The organism is Phyllobacterium calauticae (assembly GCF_019991125.1).
Taxonomy (GTDB): Bacteria; Pseudomonadota; Alphaproteobacteria; order Rhizobiales; family Rhizobiaceae; genus Phyllobacterium; species Phyllobacterium calauticae.
Window position 1 is genome coordinate 382,344 of record NZ_JAGENB010000004.1, and the last position, 15,844, is coordinate 398,187.

At 55.6% G+C, this 15,844-nt stretch carries 18 protein-coding genes; 3 read left to right on the forward strand and 15 right to left on the reverse strand.

Annotated features, from left to right (window positions below; genetic code table 11):
- Positions 1-60: 60 nt before the first annotated feature.
- From J1W56_RS17180 to J1W56_RS17220, 9 genes are all read right to left on the reverse strand, one after another.
- Positions 61-855 (reverse strand): DeoR/GlpR family DNA-binding transcription regulator, encoded by a 795-nt coding sequence (locus J1W56_RS17180; protein WP_223614512.1) that lies wholly within the window; start codon positions 853-855, stop codon positions 61-63.
- Positions 856-1,049: 194 nt separating this feature from the next.
- On the reverse strand, positions 1,050-1,994 hold the full coding sequence (locus J1W56_RS17185; protein ID WP_223614513.1) for a MurR/RpiR family transcriptional regulator: 945 nt from the start codon (positions 1,992-1,994) through the stop codon (positions 1,050-1,052).
- Positions 1,995-2,027: 33 nt separating this feature from the next.
- The gene (locus J1W56_RS17190; RefSeq protein ID WP_223614514.1) at positions 2,028-2,282 is read right to left on the reverse strand and encodes a hypothetical protein; all 255 of its coding nucleotides are present in this window, start codon (positions 2,280-2,282) and stop codon (positions 2,028-2,030) included.
- A gap of 13 nt (positions 2,283-2,295) precedes the next feature.
- On the reverse strand, positions 2,296-2,811 hold the full coding sequence (locus J1W56_RS17195; RefSeq protein ID WP_223614515.1) for an ATP-binding cassette domain-containing protein: 516 nt from the start codon (positions 2,809-2,811) through the stop codon (positions 2,296-2,298).
- On the reverse strand, positions 2,808-3,368 hold the full coding sequence (locus tag J1W56_RS17200) for an ABC transporter permease (protein WP_223614516.1): 561 nt from the start codon (positions 3,366-3,368) through the stop codon (positions 2,808-2,810). Before J1W56_RS17200 ends, J1W56_RS17195 begins: the two co-directional genes overlap by 4 nt.
- A gap of 21 nt (positions 3,369-3,389) precedes the next feature.
- Complete coding sequence (locus J1W56_RS17205) at positions 3,390-3,572, reverse strand: hypothetical protein (RefSeq protein WP_223614517.1); 183 nt, start codon at positions 3,570-3,572, stop codon at positions 3,390-3,392.
- Positions 3,569-4,507 carry an ABC transporter permease gene (locus J1W56_RS17210; protein WP_223614518.1) on the reverse strand — a complete coding sequence of 313 codons (939 nt, stop codon included), beginning with the start codon at positions 4,505-4,507 and terminating at the stop codon, positions 3,569-3,571. The genes J1W56_RS17205 and J1W56_RS17210 overlap by 4 nt, the downstream gene beginning before the upstream one ends.
- 110 nt (positions 4,508-4,617) lie before the next feature.
- Positions 4,618-5,892, reverse strand: a complete 1,275-nt coding sequence (locus J1W56_RS17215) for an ABC transporter substrate-binding protein (protein ID WP_319025567.1) — start codon at positions 5,890-5,892, stop codon at positions 4,618-4,620.
- Positions 5,893-5,895: 3 nt separating this feature from the next.
- Positions 5,896-6,123, reverse strand: coding sequence for a hypothetical protein (locus J1W56_RS17220; protein ID WP_223614520.1), 228 nt, complete (start codon positions 6,121-6,123; stop codon positions 5,896-5,898).
- A gap of 81 nt (positions 6,124-6,204) precedes the next feature.
- Here J1W56_RS17220 and J1W56_RS17225 point away from each other — a divergent pair, with 81 nt between their 5' ends.
- Both J1W56_RS17225 and J1W56_RS17230 read left to right on the forward strand, forming a co-directional pair.
- Positions 6,205-7,365, forward strand: a complete 1,161-nt coding sequence (locus J1W56_RS17225) for a DmpA family aminopeptidase (RefSeq protein WP_223614521.1) — start codon at positions 6,205-6,207, stop codon at positions 7,363-7,365.
- Between the two features lie 69 nt (positions 7,366-7,434).
- Positions 7,435-9,219: a sensor histidine kinase gene (locus tag J1W56_RS17230; protein WP_223614522.1), complete on the forward strand. Its 1,785-nt coding sequence runs from the start codon at positions 7,435-7,437 to the stop codon at positions 9,217-9,219.
- A gap of 71 nt (positions 9,220-9,290) precedes the next feature.
- On the opposite strand, the gene J1W56_RS17235 is transcribed toward J1W56_RS17230, so the two are convergent.
- A complete protein-coding gene (locus J1W56_RS17235) occupies positions 9,291-9,608 on the reverse strand; it encodes a hypothetical protein (RefSeq protein WP_223614523.1) in 318 nt (105 codons plus the stop codon).
- 347 nt (positions 9,609-9,955) lie between these two features.
- Between J1W56_RS17235 and J1W56_RS17240 the strand changes: the two genes are divergently transcribed.
- Entirely contained in the window at positions 9,956-10,180 is a 225-nt protein-coding gene (locus J1W56_RS17240) for an NAD-dependent epimerase/dehydratase family protein (RefSeq protein ID WP_223614524.1), read from the forward strand.
- A 264-nt stretch (positions 10,181-10,444) separates the two neighbouring features.
- Here the strand turns inward: J1W56_RS17240 and J1W56_RS17245 are convergent, their stop codons facing one another.
- The 5 genes from J1W56_RS17245 to J1W56_RS17265 are packed head-to-tail and all read right to left on the reverse strand — an operon-like array spanning position 10,445 to position 15,805.
- On the reverse strand, positions 10,445-11,995 hold the full coding sequence (locus J1W56_RS17245; protein WP_223614525.1) for a L,D-transpeptidase family protein: 1,551 nt from the start codon (positions 11,993-11,995) through the stop codon (positions 10,445-10,447).
- 4 nt (positions 11,996-11,999) lie between these two features.
- On the reverse strand, positions 12,000-13,022 hold the full coding sequence (locus J1W56_RS17250; protein WP_223614526.1) for an ABC transporter ATP-binding protein: 1,023 nt from the start codon (positions 13,020-13,022) through the stop codon (positions 12,000-12,002).
- Entirely contained in the window at positions 13,015-13,995 is a 981-nt protein-coding gene (locus J1W56_RS17255) for an ABC transporter ATP-binding protein (protein WP_223614527.1), read from the reverse strand. The genes J1W56_RS17250 and J1W56_RS17255 overlap by 8 nt, the downstream gene beginning before the upstream one ends.
- On the reverse strand, positions 13,995-14,813 hold the full coding sequence (locus tag J1W56_RS17260; RefSeq protein WP_223614592.1) for an ABC transporter permease: 819 nt from the start codon (positions 14,811-14,813) through the stop codon (positions 13,995-13,997). Before J1W56_RS17260 ends, J1W56_RS17255 begins: the two co-directional genes overlap by 1 nt.
- Before the next feature lie 59 nt (positions 14,814-14,872).
- Positions 14,873-15,805: an ABC transporter permease gene (locus J1W56_RS17265; RefSeq protein ID WP_223614528.1), complete on the reverse strand. Its 933-nt coding sequence runs from the start codon at positions 15,803-15,805 to the stop codon at positions 14,873-14,875.
- Between the last annotated feature and the right edge of the window lie 39 nt (positions 15,806-15,844).

A 15,844-nucleotide genomic window follows, 5' to 3' on the forward strand; every position in this document is an offset into this window, starting at 1 on the left:
TGAATCATCCTACGCAGCAAAATGCAACATATCAACAATAAATATCACATAATGCAACATTCAGCGTAATGGAAACAGGAGATCCACGCCCCTTTCAACCAGAACATTCAATAGAACATCCTTGGGTCGCCGATCCGTAATGATTCCAGCCGCCTTCACAGTGTTTGAAATCTTCATTGGCGTCAGACGCCCAAACTTCGAGCTATCAAGAACGAAATATGCCTTGTGCGCCTTAGAAATCATTTGCGAGCGCAACAAGGAGCCGGCCGTTGTAAAATCGGTAATATCTCCATCCGGCGATACGGCCCCTCCCCCCAGAAACGCGATATCGATCCGAAAACGCTCGACAGCCTGCAACACATCCAAACCAGCTGCAGCCTCCTCCCGCGGATCGATTTCACCTCCGAGAATGTGAGCCTTGATGTTTGGCTGATGGCACAAGAACAAAGCAATCGCGAGACTGGAAGTGCATACGGTCAAATTCAAACGCGAACCAGCCAGTGCATGGGCAACTGCAAAAGTCGTGGTTCCGGAGTCAAGGAAGACGACCATACCATCCTCGACCAACGCCGCCGCAATTCCTCCGATAACACGCTTGCCTTGCGCGTTTTCCCGGGTCCGTTCGCCTAAACCCGGCTCAATTGCATCAAAGCGTACGGCTCCGCCGTGAATAAGTTCAAGTTGCCCCTTGTCGCCCAGGAGTTTGAGATCTCTTCGTATTGTTTCGCGTGACACCTCAAAAAATGCCGACAAATCGGCAATGCTCACAGATCCATCGGAAGCAATTCGCCTCAGGATTTCGTCGTGTCGGCGCGGAGCAAGCGCTTTGTTTGCGTGATTGTGTGATTCAGACATGATTATAAATTGCCCGCATGCTGCCCTCGTTTAAAGGTGCCACTATAAATGGTTGGACATCGGGATGAATCGCAACGGTCATACGCTAACAGTGCAATAGATATCACATTTTGCAACACAATACTTGCAGGTGCCGACGGTTCTGTTGCAACGGCTGAGCTAAGGCTTGATGCCGAACAGGATGCGACAGGCCCTTACTCAGCCAACCGCCCAGGCCGATCGTGAACTGCGCGGATCATGTCGAACTCGTCGAAATGTCGGCCGAGTTCGCGCATCGCTTCGACACGCTCCTGAACTGTCTTGCTGCGCTGCTTTGCCACCGAATCGATCAGCAGATTGAGAATCACCGTGAGGCTGGCCGACGAGTCCCAGAAGGTCTCAACAAAGGTTTCTCCCTGGAGCACGAGATCGGTATAGTCGTAGGCCCAATTGGTGAACTTGTCCGTAACGATGATCAGTGGCATGCCCATTTCCTGCGCCTTCCGCGCAAGTAGAACGCCCGTCCGCGCGTAGGCGTAGGTGTCAAGCAACAAGAGGCAATGGCTCTCGCCAACCATGTCGAATATCTCGGCGAAAACACCGGTATGGTTATCGGCAAAACGCACCCTCGGCCGAACATATTGCAGCCTGCTCGCAAAATCGATGGCCATCCCTCGCGACGCCTGGAACCCCACCACGGTCACGAACTGCGAGTTGGCCAATGCCTCAACGCAATACCGCCAGCGTGGCAGCGTCGCCAGCTTGTAGGCTTCGGTGATGGCCTCCAGCTCGCGCTCAAGGCTCTTTTCCAGAGTCTGTTCGCCCAGCGAATCGAGCCTCAGGCGCTTGAAGACGTTGTCCATGCCGACTGCCTCTGTGCCAGGAGCAGGCTTCAGCGCCTCTTTGAAATCCTTGAGGTTGGCGTAGCCGAGCTGGCGAATGAAGCGGATTACCGTCATCTCGCTGAGTCCCAGTGCTGCGGCAAGAGAGGCACCAGTCTCGTAGGGCAGACTGTCCCAGTTGTCGCGCAGGTGCGAAGCGATCATTCGCGCCGAGCGCGACCATCCCATATCCTCACCCGCAAGTCCCCGCTCAAGGATTGTATTGAGATCCGTTTCAAGGCCGCGCTTGGTGGCGCGCTTGGAGCTGTCAGCGCCCATGCTTTCCTCCCGATCTGCATCCTACCGGCTTCATCAGACGTCCCCGGTCTCGACATCCATACGCGGTACGGAATCGCGGAGCAACGCCGTATATTCGCTTTGAGGCTGATCGAGCACTGTCGATGTCTCGCCCGTCTCCACCAGTCGCGCAGTGCGGAAGACTGCGATGCGATCGCAGAGCTTCCGCACGACGTCAAGGTCGTGGGAGATATAGATCACCGTCAGGTTGCGCTCGCGCCGCAGCCGGGCGAGAAGACGGATGATCTGGGCTTGAATCGTAACGTCCAAGGCCGAGGTGATCTCATCGGCGACCAGCACTTCCGGATCTAATATCAGCGCGCGCGATCCCTACACGCTGGCACTGTCCGCCAGAAAGCTGCCGCGGGCGGCGATGGGCGAACTCCTCAGGTAGCTCCACTTGCCGCATCATGCCAAGTGCCCGGCGGCGAGCTTCGGCGGCCCCTGAAATACCGTGGCGACGGAGCGGCTCAGCGATGGCGTCAACCACTGTCATCGCCGGATTGAGCGAATCGAACGGGTTCTGAAAGACCATCTGCACGCGGCGGCGATAGGCGGAAAGCCCTGCACCTTTCAGTCGATTGATGTCGTCGCCGCGGAAGAGAATATGTCCGCCCGACGGCACGACCAATCGCGTCAGAGCCTTCGCTATGGCGCTCTTGCCCGAGCCGCTTTCGCCGACGATCGCGAGCACCTCGCCGGGCCTCAGATCGAAACTCACGTTATGAACGACGGACAGGGCACCGAATGAGACGGTAAGGTCCTGGACGGAGAGGAGAGAAGGGGGAGCATCGCTCATTGCTGCATCATCCTTCCAAGCCCGTCGCTGACAAGAACAAACCCGAAGCCCAAGAAGATGGCGGCGAGACCTGGGAACAGGCAAATCCACCAGGCGTCAACCACATATGGCTGGCCCTCGGCGATCATTGCGCCCCATTCGGGTGTCGGGGGCTGTACACCGAGGCCGAGGAAGCCGAGGCTCGCGCCGGCGAGTAAGATCATGACAACGTCAGTGGTCGCGTAGACGAGGACCATCGGCAGTATGGAGGGCATGAGGTGACGTGCGAGGATAACCGGAGTGGAATAGCCGAGCACCTTGGCTGCCAGCACGTAATCCTTGTCGCGTAGGATCGCGGTTTGCGCGCGCACCAGTCGTGCATAGGAAACCCAGCTGACCAGCGCCAGCGCGACGAAGTAGTTAGTGAGCCCAGGTCCCATGAGGCCGACGATCGCAATGACAAGCACGAAGAAGGGAAACGCGATGGTCACGTCGAAGAGTCGTGAGAGAACGACATCTGTCCAGTTGCCAAAATAGCCGGCGGCAAGGCCCGCGAACGTGCCGAGCACCAGTGGCATGACTACCCCCGCCAAGCCCATTCAGAGGTCGATGCGAATTGCATGGATGGTGCGACTTAAAACGTCACGGCCGAGATGATCGGCGCCGAACGGATGATGGACGGACGGCGGGGCAAGCGCAAGCAGGAGGAGGAACAACAGGATGGCAACGCCGAGGGAAAATTCGAGCGCGCCCTTGCGAGCGAGGAAGTCAACAATGCTCATAGCTTGATCCTCGGGTCTATCAGTGAGGAGAGCACATCGACGGTCAGAGTGATCAGCACGGTCAGCAACACGTAGACCATGGTGAGTCCTTGGATGACGTGGAAATCGCGCCCGAGCACCGAATTGACCATCAGTGTCCCGATACCGGGAACTGCATAGACGATCTCGACCACGACGGCGCCGCCAATCAGATAGGCAAGCATGACGCCGAGCAGATTGAGCGTGGGAACCAGCGAGTTGACCAGAATATGACGGGTGAAGTTCGTTCCCTCCGTCAAGCCCTTCGAACGACCGGCAACGACATAGTCCGCCTCCATTTCTTGGATCAGTGTCGCCCGCAGATTGCGCAGCAGCAGCGGCACCAGCCATAGCGCGGTGCTGACGGCGGGCAGAAACAGGTGGCGGAGATGACTAAACAGGCCTTCACCATAACCACTTACGGGAAACCAGCCCAACTCCACCCCGAAATATCGCGACATCATCAACGCCAACCAGAAAACCGGAAAGGTCATACCAACGATAACACTTAATCGGATTACCTGATCGGGCCACCGATTGTGATTTCGTGCGGCAACCACAGCCAGCACTAGGGTGAGCGGAATGCTGATGACCAAAACGTAGGTGACGAGGAAAAGCGTCGGCGGGAGGAATTGCCAGATGAGCTCGATTACCGGTTTCTGGAAACGGAGCGAGTAGCCGAGGTCGCCTCGCAACAAGTTCCCGAGGTAAGTGGTATACTGCTCAACAAGGCCGTTGTTGAGCCCGAGTTGATTGCGCAATTGTGTCACGGCCTCTTCGCTAGCCCGGTCCCCAAGCAGGAGACGGGCCGGATCGCCCGGTGACAGATGCACAAGCAGAAAGCTGGCCAAAGTGATGCCGACTATCACCGGGAAGGTCGAAAGCAGCCGTCTCACAAGAATCGCTAGAAATGCCATACTGGATCCACTGGTCTTTGCGTTGAACGCAGGTTTTGCCGGTGAGCCGGAACGGCACCCGTTCCGGCAAGAAAAGCCAATCAACCGCGCCGCGCGGCAGTCGTCCGGGTCTATCTGGCCAGAACAGCTTCTTCGAGAGACCATTGCAACGAAGGGCTGAGGGAGAGGCCTTCAAGGGCCTTGGCATAAGCGTTGGCATATGGCGGATAGTAGAGGGGAATCTGAGCGACCTCTTCGGTCGATATCCTCTGGATCTCGCGATAGAGCACGTCACGCTTAGTTGGCTCGAGTTCGCGCACCGCCTGTTCAGTCAACTCATTGACCTTAGGATTGTCATAATAGGTATGGAAACTGTGCGTGCCGCAAGTGCCGCAGATCGCCCAACGCACGGCAAGATCTGGATCCGGTGTTTCGTTATACCACCAACTTGGCGCGAGATCGTAGTCACCTGCGGGAACGCGTTCCCACCACACGCCGCGATCGACCTTTTCTATCTTCGTTTTCAGGCCTACAGCCGTCCATTGCGCTTGAAGCAATGTTGCCAGTTTCTCGTTATCGCTACCGGCAGAGATGAGGATCGTCAGCTCCTTGCCATCGTATCCACCGTCAGTGAGCAACATTCGCGCCAGCTTAGGATCGTATGCAAGACCGGGCAGGTCTTTGGCGTGGTAGTCGAGAGCATTAGGCAGCGTCGTGTTGGCAGGTGTGCCGTGACCTTCGGTCATGGCCTTGGTGATGGCAGAGACATTCAGAGCATGCGCGGCTGCCTGCCGAATCTTGACGTTGTTGAACGGAGGGCGTCGTTCGTTGAGGAGTGTCATATATATGATGGTCGACGGTTCCAATGCGTCTCGCAGAGTATCGCGCGCACCGACGTTGTCGAGCTGTGCCCACGGGACATCGCGCACCGCGTCCAGCTCCCCAGACATCAGCATGGACACGCGGGGGTTCGGGTTGGCAACCTCAATGAATTCGGCGCCGCTGTTCTTTGGATAGCCCCCGCGCCAATAATTCGTATTCGGCTCAAGGATCAGTCGGTCGTTCGGACGCCATTCCCGTACCACATAGGGACCTGAGGAAACAGGCTTGTCGGTAAAAGCTTTGTCGCCGCGAGTTTCGACGTCCGTCTTCGAGACGATGCCGGTGTTGAAGACCTCGAGGTTGTCCAGAGCCGGCGCGAAGCGATACTTCAATTTGACTTTCACGATATTCCCGCCCTCAGCGGTGACACGTTCGACAGCAGCCAGCGTAGCGCTATAGACTGATTTCTTATCGCTCATTGCGCGCGTCAGACTGAAGACGACATCGTCTCCTGTGATCGGAACGCCGTTGGAAAATTTTGCTGCACGAAGCGTAAAGGTAAGCTCCAACCCGTCTTTGGAAATCGTCTATTTTTCAGCAAGCTCCGGCTGGCGTTGGCCGGACGGGTCGCGGCGTAAGAGTCGTGCATAGAGTTGGCCGAAGGCTTCGATGTTTCCGGCCGATGCCGAGCGGATCGGGTCGAGCGTCGTCGTCACATATGGTGAACAGATGCGGATCAATTCCTCGGCCGAGACCGCATTCGACAACAGCAGGGCTACAAGGGCACTTGCTGGGATGATGTACTTCCGTTTCATGCAACTTTCCCTTCTCTGGTTATGGCTCTTCTGGCCAGTTTCCACTTTACAGCGATATAAACATAACCTAAATGTCAATACATGTTACTTACATATCAAAAATTTGAGGGAACGATGGAGAGGCAGGAGAGAAAACGACGCGGCCGCGAGCTGGAACTGGACTTCCAGGGCCGCACGGGTATCTGGAATGCGATTACCGATGTGCCGAACGTGACGGTCGGCTATCGGACGATCATCGAGGGCGATGGGCCGCTGCGTGTCGGCGAAGGCCCAGTGCGTACGGGCGTTACAGCTATCCTGCCGCGCAGGAACACAAAAGAGATGCAACCCGTATGGGCAGGCATCCACGCGCTAAACGGCAACGGCGAGATGACCGGTAGTCACTGGATACGCCATGCCGGCCATTTTTCGGGGCCAATCTGCCTTACCAACACCCACAGCGTCGGAGCCGTACACGCTGCCGCCACGAAATGGATGATCCGCGCGTACGCTGAGGAATTCCTCACCGATCACGTCTGGGCCATGCCTGTCGTGGCTGAAACCTATGATGGTGTGCTGAATGACATCAATGGCCAGCATGTGCGGGAGGAACACGTGATGCAGGCGCTCGCGGCAGCAACATCCGGGCCACTCGCGGAGGGCAATGTCGGGGGCGGCACCGGCATGATCGCCTATGAGTTCAAAGGCGGCACCGGTACGGCCTCCCGGATCGTACGTCTTGCGGGGCAAGACTACACTGTCGGTGTCTTGGTACAGGCGAATTATGGATTACGTGACTGGTTGACCGTGCTCGGGGTCCCAGTCGGCCGACATCTTCGCGAGAACCGGATGTACGATGCCGAGCAAGGTTCGATCATCGCCGTCATTGCAACCGATATCCCGCTCTTGCCAAATCAACTCGAACGTATCGCCCAGCGTGGCGGGATTGGCATTTCTCGCAGCGGTAGTCCCGGCGGCAACAGCTCGGGGGACATTTTCCTTGCCTTCACCACTGCCAATGCCTTTACCAGACGTGAACTCGCCACCGCTTCGCGCTGGATGGAATGCATTCCCGACGACTGGCTCAATCCGGTATATCTTGCGGCGGTCGATGCGATCGATGAAGCCGTCATTAATGCAATGCTGGCAGCAGAGGACATGACTTGCCTCAAACCGCGCAAAGGCAGCATCTGCAAAGCCATTGATCCCAACCGCCTGTTGCAGGTTCTGGCAGCAGCCAGAAATACAATGGCAGATAGTTGATCAATATGCATTCAACGGTGCGGCAGGCTCGAATATTGCTGTCTGTATTGTTCGGAACGGACCTTACCAATGATCGGCTGCGTTCCACGAGCGAATATTGGGGCGGATGAGTATCCCACAGACCAATGCACGTATTTCAAATCTACATCTGCATCCGGGTTGAGGCTTTGTAATGAATTGCGAAAATATCTGAAACCACCGCTGATACTTGCTGTATCCATCTGGCTTCTTGCCTTGCTGATCTATGCGTCGGCGTCGGCGATTGTGATCTTTCAGGACAAGTCAGACGCGTTCTCTGCAAAAGCGGACGAGATGGCAACCTGCCTTGACCGCCGCATTGCCCAGAATTTTGCGATCGTCAGATCCTTCGAAGTTTTCGCAACCCTGTCCGGCAAGGAGGCCACGGACATATTTGGCGCCTTGGTCCGCCACACGATGGAACAGAACCCAAGAATCCGCCAAGTCAATCTGTATCAGCATGGCCATGACGACAATCCTTTCTCCACCACGCTCGTTGCAAATTACCCGCCTGGAGAAAATGATGAGGCCGTACGCTCAATCGTATCCGATGTGGTGAAACAGCCTCTCGATACGATCCGTGGTTTTGCCGACCCGCGTTTTCCCGGGCGATTTTTCACGGCCGTTCACTCCGAACGCAATAATTTTCATTATACGATTGTCATGCTCGTGGACGTGAAGGAAATGCTTGGGCCCCTCTTGTCAGAAGCCTCCGCCAAAATTGAGTGGGTCATTGGTGGTGTACCGACCATTCCACCGGGACAGCAGCCCTCCGGCCTCAGCCGCCTGCTTACGCTGGAGAAAACCATTATCGCGGGCCCGAACACGCTCGCGCCACAAGATTTTACCTGGTTTCCTGACGGAACCGCGTTTCGTATAAGCGAGACCGTCAATCTCGGCGCGCTGTTTGATGCATTGGATTTCCTTGTTTATTGCGGCCTCTCGACGATTGCTGTCGTGGCCGGATATTCCGCCTTGCATCAACGCCAGCTTTCCAAACGCCTGCAACAATCCGAGGAAGAGGCGCTGGGCCGGGCTGCAAGATTGGAAAAGGAGAACCGTCTTGAGCACGCCGCGCGTGTCAACGCTGTCGGGGAGCTCGCCGCCGGTATCATCCATGAACTGGCCCAGCCCCTCACCTCCTTGCTCAGTCAAAGCCAAGCAAGTCTCATAATGCTCGAGCAGAAAGAAACTCAAATCGACCTCGTGCAACGCGCTATGGTTGCCAACATCAGGGATGCGAAAAGGGCCAGCAGGATATTGGGAAAGATTCGCGACTATATTGTCCAGACAACCATCGCACCCGAGATCACAAATCTGAACATTGCAATTCGGGACATCGTCGAAATCCTCAGCCTGGATATCGAACGGCATGGTGTCTCTCTCGCCCTGCACCTTGCAGAGCCATCACCTGTTGCCAACATCAACAAAACAGAACTTGAGCAGGTGATCCACAACCTCCTCCGCAATGCACTTGATGCGCTGAACCTGTCGGAGCAGATGAACAAGCGTATCACGATTGAAACACGCGCTGAGCCAAAAGAATCCATCATTCGCGTATCGGACAACGGACCCGGTTTGAGTGACGATATCCTTTCGCAACTGTTTCAACCCTTCTTCACCACCAAGAGCGATGGCATGGGATTAGGCCTTTTCCTGTGCCAAAGGATCATACAGCGTGCCAGCGGAGTACTCACGGCTGCAAACAATGAAGGCGCCGCCTTCACGATCAAGCTACCGAGGACGGAAGAGGTTAGGCAAAGTATAATGACAATGGACGAGGTCTTTGCTGCCAGCGATCGCTATATCGATCAAAAATGCATTCAAATAGCCTGACGGGACCTGTTTTGAAACAGATCAATCATCTGCCTCCCTAACGAACTTGCCATGGGATGTGGCGGCAACCCTTACGTCTCCAACCCGGAAATTCCAGGCTTTTTCTCCCAGGAACTCCCAGCTGCAAGAATGCAGCTCTTGCCCGAGACATCTGTAATGACGATGGTCCATGTGGCCCCATGAGGAGAAAGAAACAGCTCAAGGATCGCCTTATCCCCAATCAGGCCGAAAGCCCCTTGAAGTTCCTGGAACTCATTCTTCAAATATTCGGCAATCAGAGCATGCTTTGCGCAGACGATTTCCTGCGTGTTGGCAGCCGTACCACTCGCGGCAACCAATGCTGCCGCAAGCATGGATATCATCGTTCTGTGGATGTAAATGCGCTTCATAACGCACCTCCTTGGCCGAATCCGAACCGGCAACAGGCGCGTTGTTGCGCTCAGTATACCGGAAGGATGACAGCCCGTCGCTTCGTACGCACCGTCTCGCTCCTTTCTACGTTTCGGTTCCTGTCCGTGGAACCAGCAAGCGCTGATTTCACTTATGAATCACGTGGGGATTTTTCATCCGCACTTCAAGCCAAGAGCCTCCGGCATCAATGCCGCAGCCCCATTTTTGTGCAAACAACGCGACAGCACCTGACCTGGATCACCCAAAGGGGCAGGCGACGAGCAATTCTTCAACCATACGAAAACTTCGAGCGGCTTGATAATTTTTCACAAAAGGGAACTGAACCGTGACGATTCTTGTGACCGGTGCGACCGGCCTTGTGGGAACGCGGCTTCTACCGCGCCTCGTTGAGGCAGGCATGGATTGTCGCGCGCTCGTCCGCAGCGGCAAAAATCTTCCTGCCGGAGTGACCGCCGTGGAGGGCGACCTCTTTGACCCTGCGTCGCTCGTGCGGGCGGTGCGGAATGTCTCGGCGATCATCCATCTCGCCGCAGTTTTCCGCTCGCCCTGACCGGGGTAATGGATCCATCGTCCGAACCGCTAGCGAACCCTTGGTACCTCCACATAAATGGTTCGCTTGCCCGTAGTCTCGGCTTCCAGCCGACTATGAGAACCATATTTCAGGCCGTGCAGGAAAAGCTGCGGTGACGCGGCTCCGGCGGCTGGGCTAAAACGTCAATCTCCACCGCGTTAGATGGAGAGCCTCAACAGTTTGTTCTCGGTTAGACCGAGTCTGCCCAAGGCACTGCAACGTACGAATGGTCGCATAATCCCGCTAGTTTTGCAGGCGTTCGCTCGGCTTGCAAAGGAAGCAAAGCTCGCTGTGCAATGGCGCCGTTAGCCCGGCGAAAATGATCGCCCCATCATAGGGCATCAAAATCTCGCTGCCATCGGCACGTCTTCCGATAAGTTCCCCTTTGTTCACTGGTTCGCCAGCGGCAAATTGTTTTACCAGATGGTCCTCATCATGATCGGCGAGAATGGCATCGCAAATTTCCAGCACACGTGGTGTTTGGGCTTGTGGCCGCGCATCCGCAATCATACCAAGAGATGCCATGCCATTGACGACGCAGTCATAACCAACCTGTGGTCCCTTCGGGTCTAGATGCTGGCCGCATTCAACGGTAACCCCATAGCCGCCGGCAAAGCGCATAAATTCAGTTGTGCCTATGCCATGCAGTGACGACAGGCCTTCGATTACGCCTGCATCGCGTTTTTGCTTTAGTGCTTTTTCATGCGCAGGCAGCCAGCCATGCACAACCAGCGGAAGCTCAAGTGCTTTCGCCAGTGTATTCTCTGCCGCTTCATGGGCAAAAGGCTCAAGCGATCCGTTATTATCCCGTGGGCCTATCAGTGCAAAAGCTTCGCCTTCCGAGCTGAAAGAATGCAAATCAATCAACACATCATGGGCACGGAGCAGCGGGCACATGATGTTGGCCACGCGATCTTCATTGTCCTGAGGCATGGCACTTTCCGCAAGATTGCGATTAAAATTGCGGTCTCCGATACGGGTATTCTTGCGGAAGGCAAGCCCGTTGACCACCGGCACAAAAGTAACCTGGCCGCATTCCAGTTCTCTTTGGCCTGTACGAAACTCACTGATCAAACGGCTGATCGCATAAGGGCCGGCTGGCTCGTTGCCATGGACAGAACCCGTAACAATCAGACGAGGGCCAGGTTTCATACCGTGAAACGTAACGCTCTCAATGGATTTTGGCGGCGCGCTGACAAAGGGTGCGAGCGGCGTCACCGGATCATCAATTGAAGTGATGTCGACGACCATGCCGGGGCGCAGACGCCGTGCCAGTTCCATCAAATGCTCATGCGCCACGACCACGCAGCCGGATGTGCCGCTGTAATCCGGCCGCGCCGTGTGCATGAAAATGGCTGAACCGCCGCGAGCGTCAGGCAGTGCATCGTTCCAGCCAACAGGTATGATCAGATCAAACAATCTTTCGCCGCGGCGTGAGGCTTGTGTTCCATCCGTTTCGAACACCAGCTGATTATAGAAGGGGCTGTCGGCATCTTCTATCCAGCGGTAATTTTCAGGCTTGGGCAAAAACGGAAAATCGAAGCCACGAGGCTCGTCGCCGAAAACCGTCGGATCATAAAAACCGTAACGCAAAGGATGACGGCCACGCGGCGTTTTACCGTCGCCTTCGCGTTTCAACTGCGGATCCACCAGCCCGTTACGGCCAATGGCGCATTTGACGGTCCAGTCACCGATGGTCAGCAGACCAATATGCGGGGTTTGTGGGTCGTACCCTGTGCGCACAACAATTGTGGGCTGTTCGAGTGTTCCGACCATAAACGGGTTTTGACTCATGGGATTAGCCTTGCTCTAACAAATGGCAACGGGCGCGATGAAAATGCTCACCGGACGAATTGATAAATGACGGAATATCGCCCTCGCGGCATTTATCGAATGCGGAAGGGCAACGCGGATTGAAGGCACAGCCAGGCGGGGGATCAAGCGGTGATGGTGCTTCACCCTGCATCCGGCGCTGGCGCGTCATGGGGGCCAGAGGGTCGGGGATGGAAGCGATCAAAGCCTGCGTATAAGGATGTAGCGGACTGGTGAAAATATCACTCCATACGCCCTCTTCAACGATGCGGCCCAGATACATCACTGCGATGCGGTCGCTCATATGTTCAACGACACCCAGATCGTGCGAAATCATCAAAAGCGCGATACCGAGTTCGTCTTTCAATTCCAGCAGCAAGTTGATGATCTGGGCGCGGATCGACACGTCGAGAGCAGAAACGGGCTCGTCGCAGACAAGCAGTTTCGGTTGAACAATCAAGGCGCGTGCAATGCAAATACGCTGTCTTTGGCCGCCTGAAAACTCATGTGGCTTGCGATCCGCCGCTTCAGGTTTCATGCCAACCTTGGCCAACATGTCTGTCACGCGGGCTTCGATCTCAGCACCATCTTTCATACCGTGGAGACGCAAAGGCGCGGCAAGAGCCTCTCGCACGGAACGGCGTGGATTGAGCGACGCAAACGGATCTTGAAACACCATCTGCACATTGCGGGCCTGCGCGAGCGGATCGTTTTTAACTGCTGTCGGCACATCCCGCCCTGCCACACGTACCGAGCCGGAAGTGATGGGAATGAGCCCCATAATGGCACCGGCAAGCGTGGATTTTCCGCAGCCGCTTTCGCCTACCAGACCGAGGCATTCGCCGGCTTTGAGAGAGAGATCAATTCCGTTGACAGCCTTCAGTGTCTTTTTTCGAAAGCCTTCGCGAACAGAATAATGAATGCGCAGATCTTGAATGGCGAGCACGTCGGCGGTGTTGCCGTTCTTGTCGCTATCTGTTGGTGTCAAAGTGGTGATCTGTTCAGTCATGATGGAAACACCTAATCGAACCCAGCTCACCAAGGGACGCTGCGGGCGGCATAATCTCCCTGCACTCTTCGGTGACACGCGGACAACGCGAAGCAAAACCGCACCCGATATCGCGCTCCATCAAGCCCGGAACGACACCTTTGATCTCGGTTAATCGGCAGCGGCCTTCCCGCAAACGACGGCCGAGGAGCGGCAAAGAGGCTACAAGTCCATGCGTATAAGGGTGGCGCGGATCGGTAAAAATCTCACTGGCAGGACGCTGTTCGACAATGTGGCCTGCATACATAACCGCCACCCGATGGCACATGCGCGCAACAAGCCCCAGATCATGCGAAATCATCAGAACTGCCGTGCCCCGGGCGGTGCACAGATCAAGTATGAGCTCAACAATTTCTGCCTGGATGGTCACATCCAGTGCGGTAGTCGGCTCATCGGCAATCAGCAATGCCGGGTCGCAGGCCAGCGCGATAGCAATCATCACACGCTGGCGCATGCCACCGGAAAGCTGATGCGGATAATCCTTGATGCGCCGTTCCGGGCTTGGAACCTGTACCTGCTCCAGTGCCTCTATGGCTTTGAGCCGGGCCTGACGGGCGCTCATGCCCTTATGCAGCACGAACATTTCGCCGATCTGGTCGCCAATCGTCATCAGAGGATTGAGCGAGGTCATCGGCTCCTGAAAGATCATGGCCACACGGTCGCCGCGCAGACGGCGTAAATCCTTATTGGGCAAGCGGTTTATATCCTGCCCTTCCAGAAGCACACGTCCCTGCGTGACGTTCATCGGGTCGCGCAGCAAACCCGCAATCGTCAGGGCACACAGACTCTTACCGCAGCCGGACTCTCCGACAAGCCCGAACACTTCACCGGCTCGAATGGAAAAATCAACCTGGTTTACCGCGGGAAAGTTCTGTCCTTTGGCGCGCAGCGCAATCGAAAGATTTTCCACCTGCAGAATAGGATTGTCAGCCATCAGCGTTTTGACCTCCCGTGCGGATCAAGCAGGTCACGCAAGCCGTCGCCCAGCATATTGAAGCCGAGCACGGTGATGAAAAGCGCCATTCCCGGAAAAATCGCGACCCATGGCGCAACCATGAGCTGCTCGCGTGCCCGTGCCAGCATACCGCCCCAGCTCGGTGCAGGCGGAACAACACCCAATCCCAGAAAAGACAGTGATGCTTCTGCCATAATGGCCGATCCGATGCCCATTGTGGCCACCACAATGAGCGGCCCGCCAATGTTCGGCAGAATTTCACGCAGCATGATGTAGAATTTACCGAAACCGAGCGTGCGGGCTGCCTGCACATAGTTTTGTGATTTTTGAGTCAGAACCTGCGCCCGCGAAATACGGCAGCTATAGGCCCAGTCCGTCAAACCAAGGGCAATCAGCAGACTGAGCAGTCCGGGCCCAAGAACCGCCATGAGAGCCAAGGCGAACACAATGGTTGGAATGGATAGCATCAGATTTGTCAGGCCTTGCACAAACTCGTCCCACCAGCCGCCGAGATAGCCGGCGGAAAGACCAAGCAGAACGCCTATGCACGTGTTCATCGTCTGAACGGCAAGCCCGATCACAAGTGAGATACGCGCACCATAAGCAATGCGTGAGAAAATATCCCGGCCCTGTTCATCAGTACCAAACCAGAACCGCGCACTTGGTGCTTCTTCAGCATAGAGAAGATTGGAGTTGGAAACCGGATCGTAATGGGCAATCCATGGCGCAAACAGCGCCACCAGAATAATGGTCACAAAGATTGTGAGCCCTATGACAAGATTGGAGCGGAACATCAGTGCTGCCTGTTCTGTTCAGAATGTTTGCATGATTGCAAAGAACGCTTTTCCATGAGCACTCAGCGATATCGAATGCGCGGGTCGATCGCGAGATAGGCGATATCGACAAGCGTGTTGATGATGAGAAAGAAGAGCACGATCACAAGAATGCAGCCTTGAACCGTTGGTATGTCGCGCATGGAAACCGATTGCGTTAAAAGCGAACCGATACCCGGCCACGCAAACAAGTTCTCAATGACGACCGAGCCACCCAGCATGGAGCCGAATTGCAGGCCGATTGTTGTCAGCACCAATACAAAGGCATTGCGCGCTATATGCTTGGTAACAATGCGGAATTCGGAGTTTCCCTTTGATCTGGCCGTGCGGACAAAATCAGCATTCATGGTTTCCAGCACAGCTGCACGGGTCGTGCGCGCCAAAAGTGCCATAGGGGCAATACCGAGCGTCAGGGCAGGCAGCACCAGATTCTTGAAATTGCCGTTGCCATAGCCAAAAGTGGGCAGCCAGCCCAGTTTGAGCGATATGAAATACATAGCCAGCAAACCGAACCAGAAACCGGGCAGCGAGAGACCGGAAACGGCTGTTATCATGGCGGTTGTATCCAGCCATGTGCCCTGTCGCACGGCTGCCAGAAAGCCAAGCGGTAGGCCGATGATAATGGCAAAGGCAATAGCCGCAACGGCGAGTTTGAATGAGGCGACTATGCGGGTGGATAGCATGGCGGTGACAGGGCGTTGCGTGGAAAAGGACGTGCCGAGATCACCTGTTGCAAGCCCGGAAATATATTTGCCGAACCGCTGTGGCAACGGATCATTCAAGCCCAGTTCCTTTTCGATGCGTTCGGTAACCGCCGGGTCAATGTCGCGTTTGTCACTGGAGAGCGACGACACAAATGTGCCTGGCATGACGCTGAATAGAAAGAAGATCAGCGTTATTGCGGCAAAAACCGTGACCAGAGATTGCAGCAGTCGCCTGCCAATCACCATCAACATAGGAATATCCATAAATCGTGTTTAGAGAGAAGCGGCCGA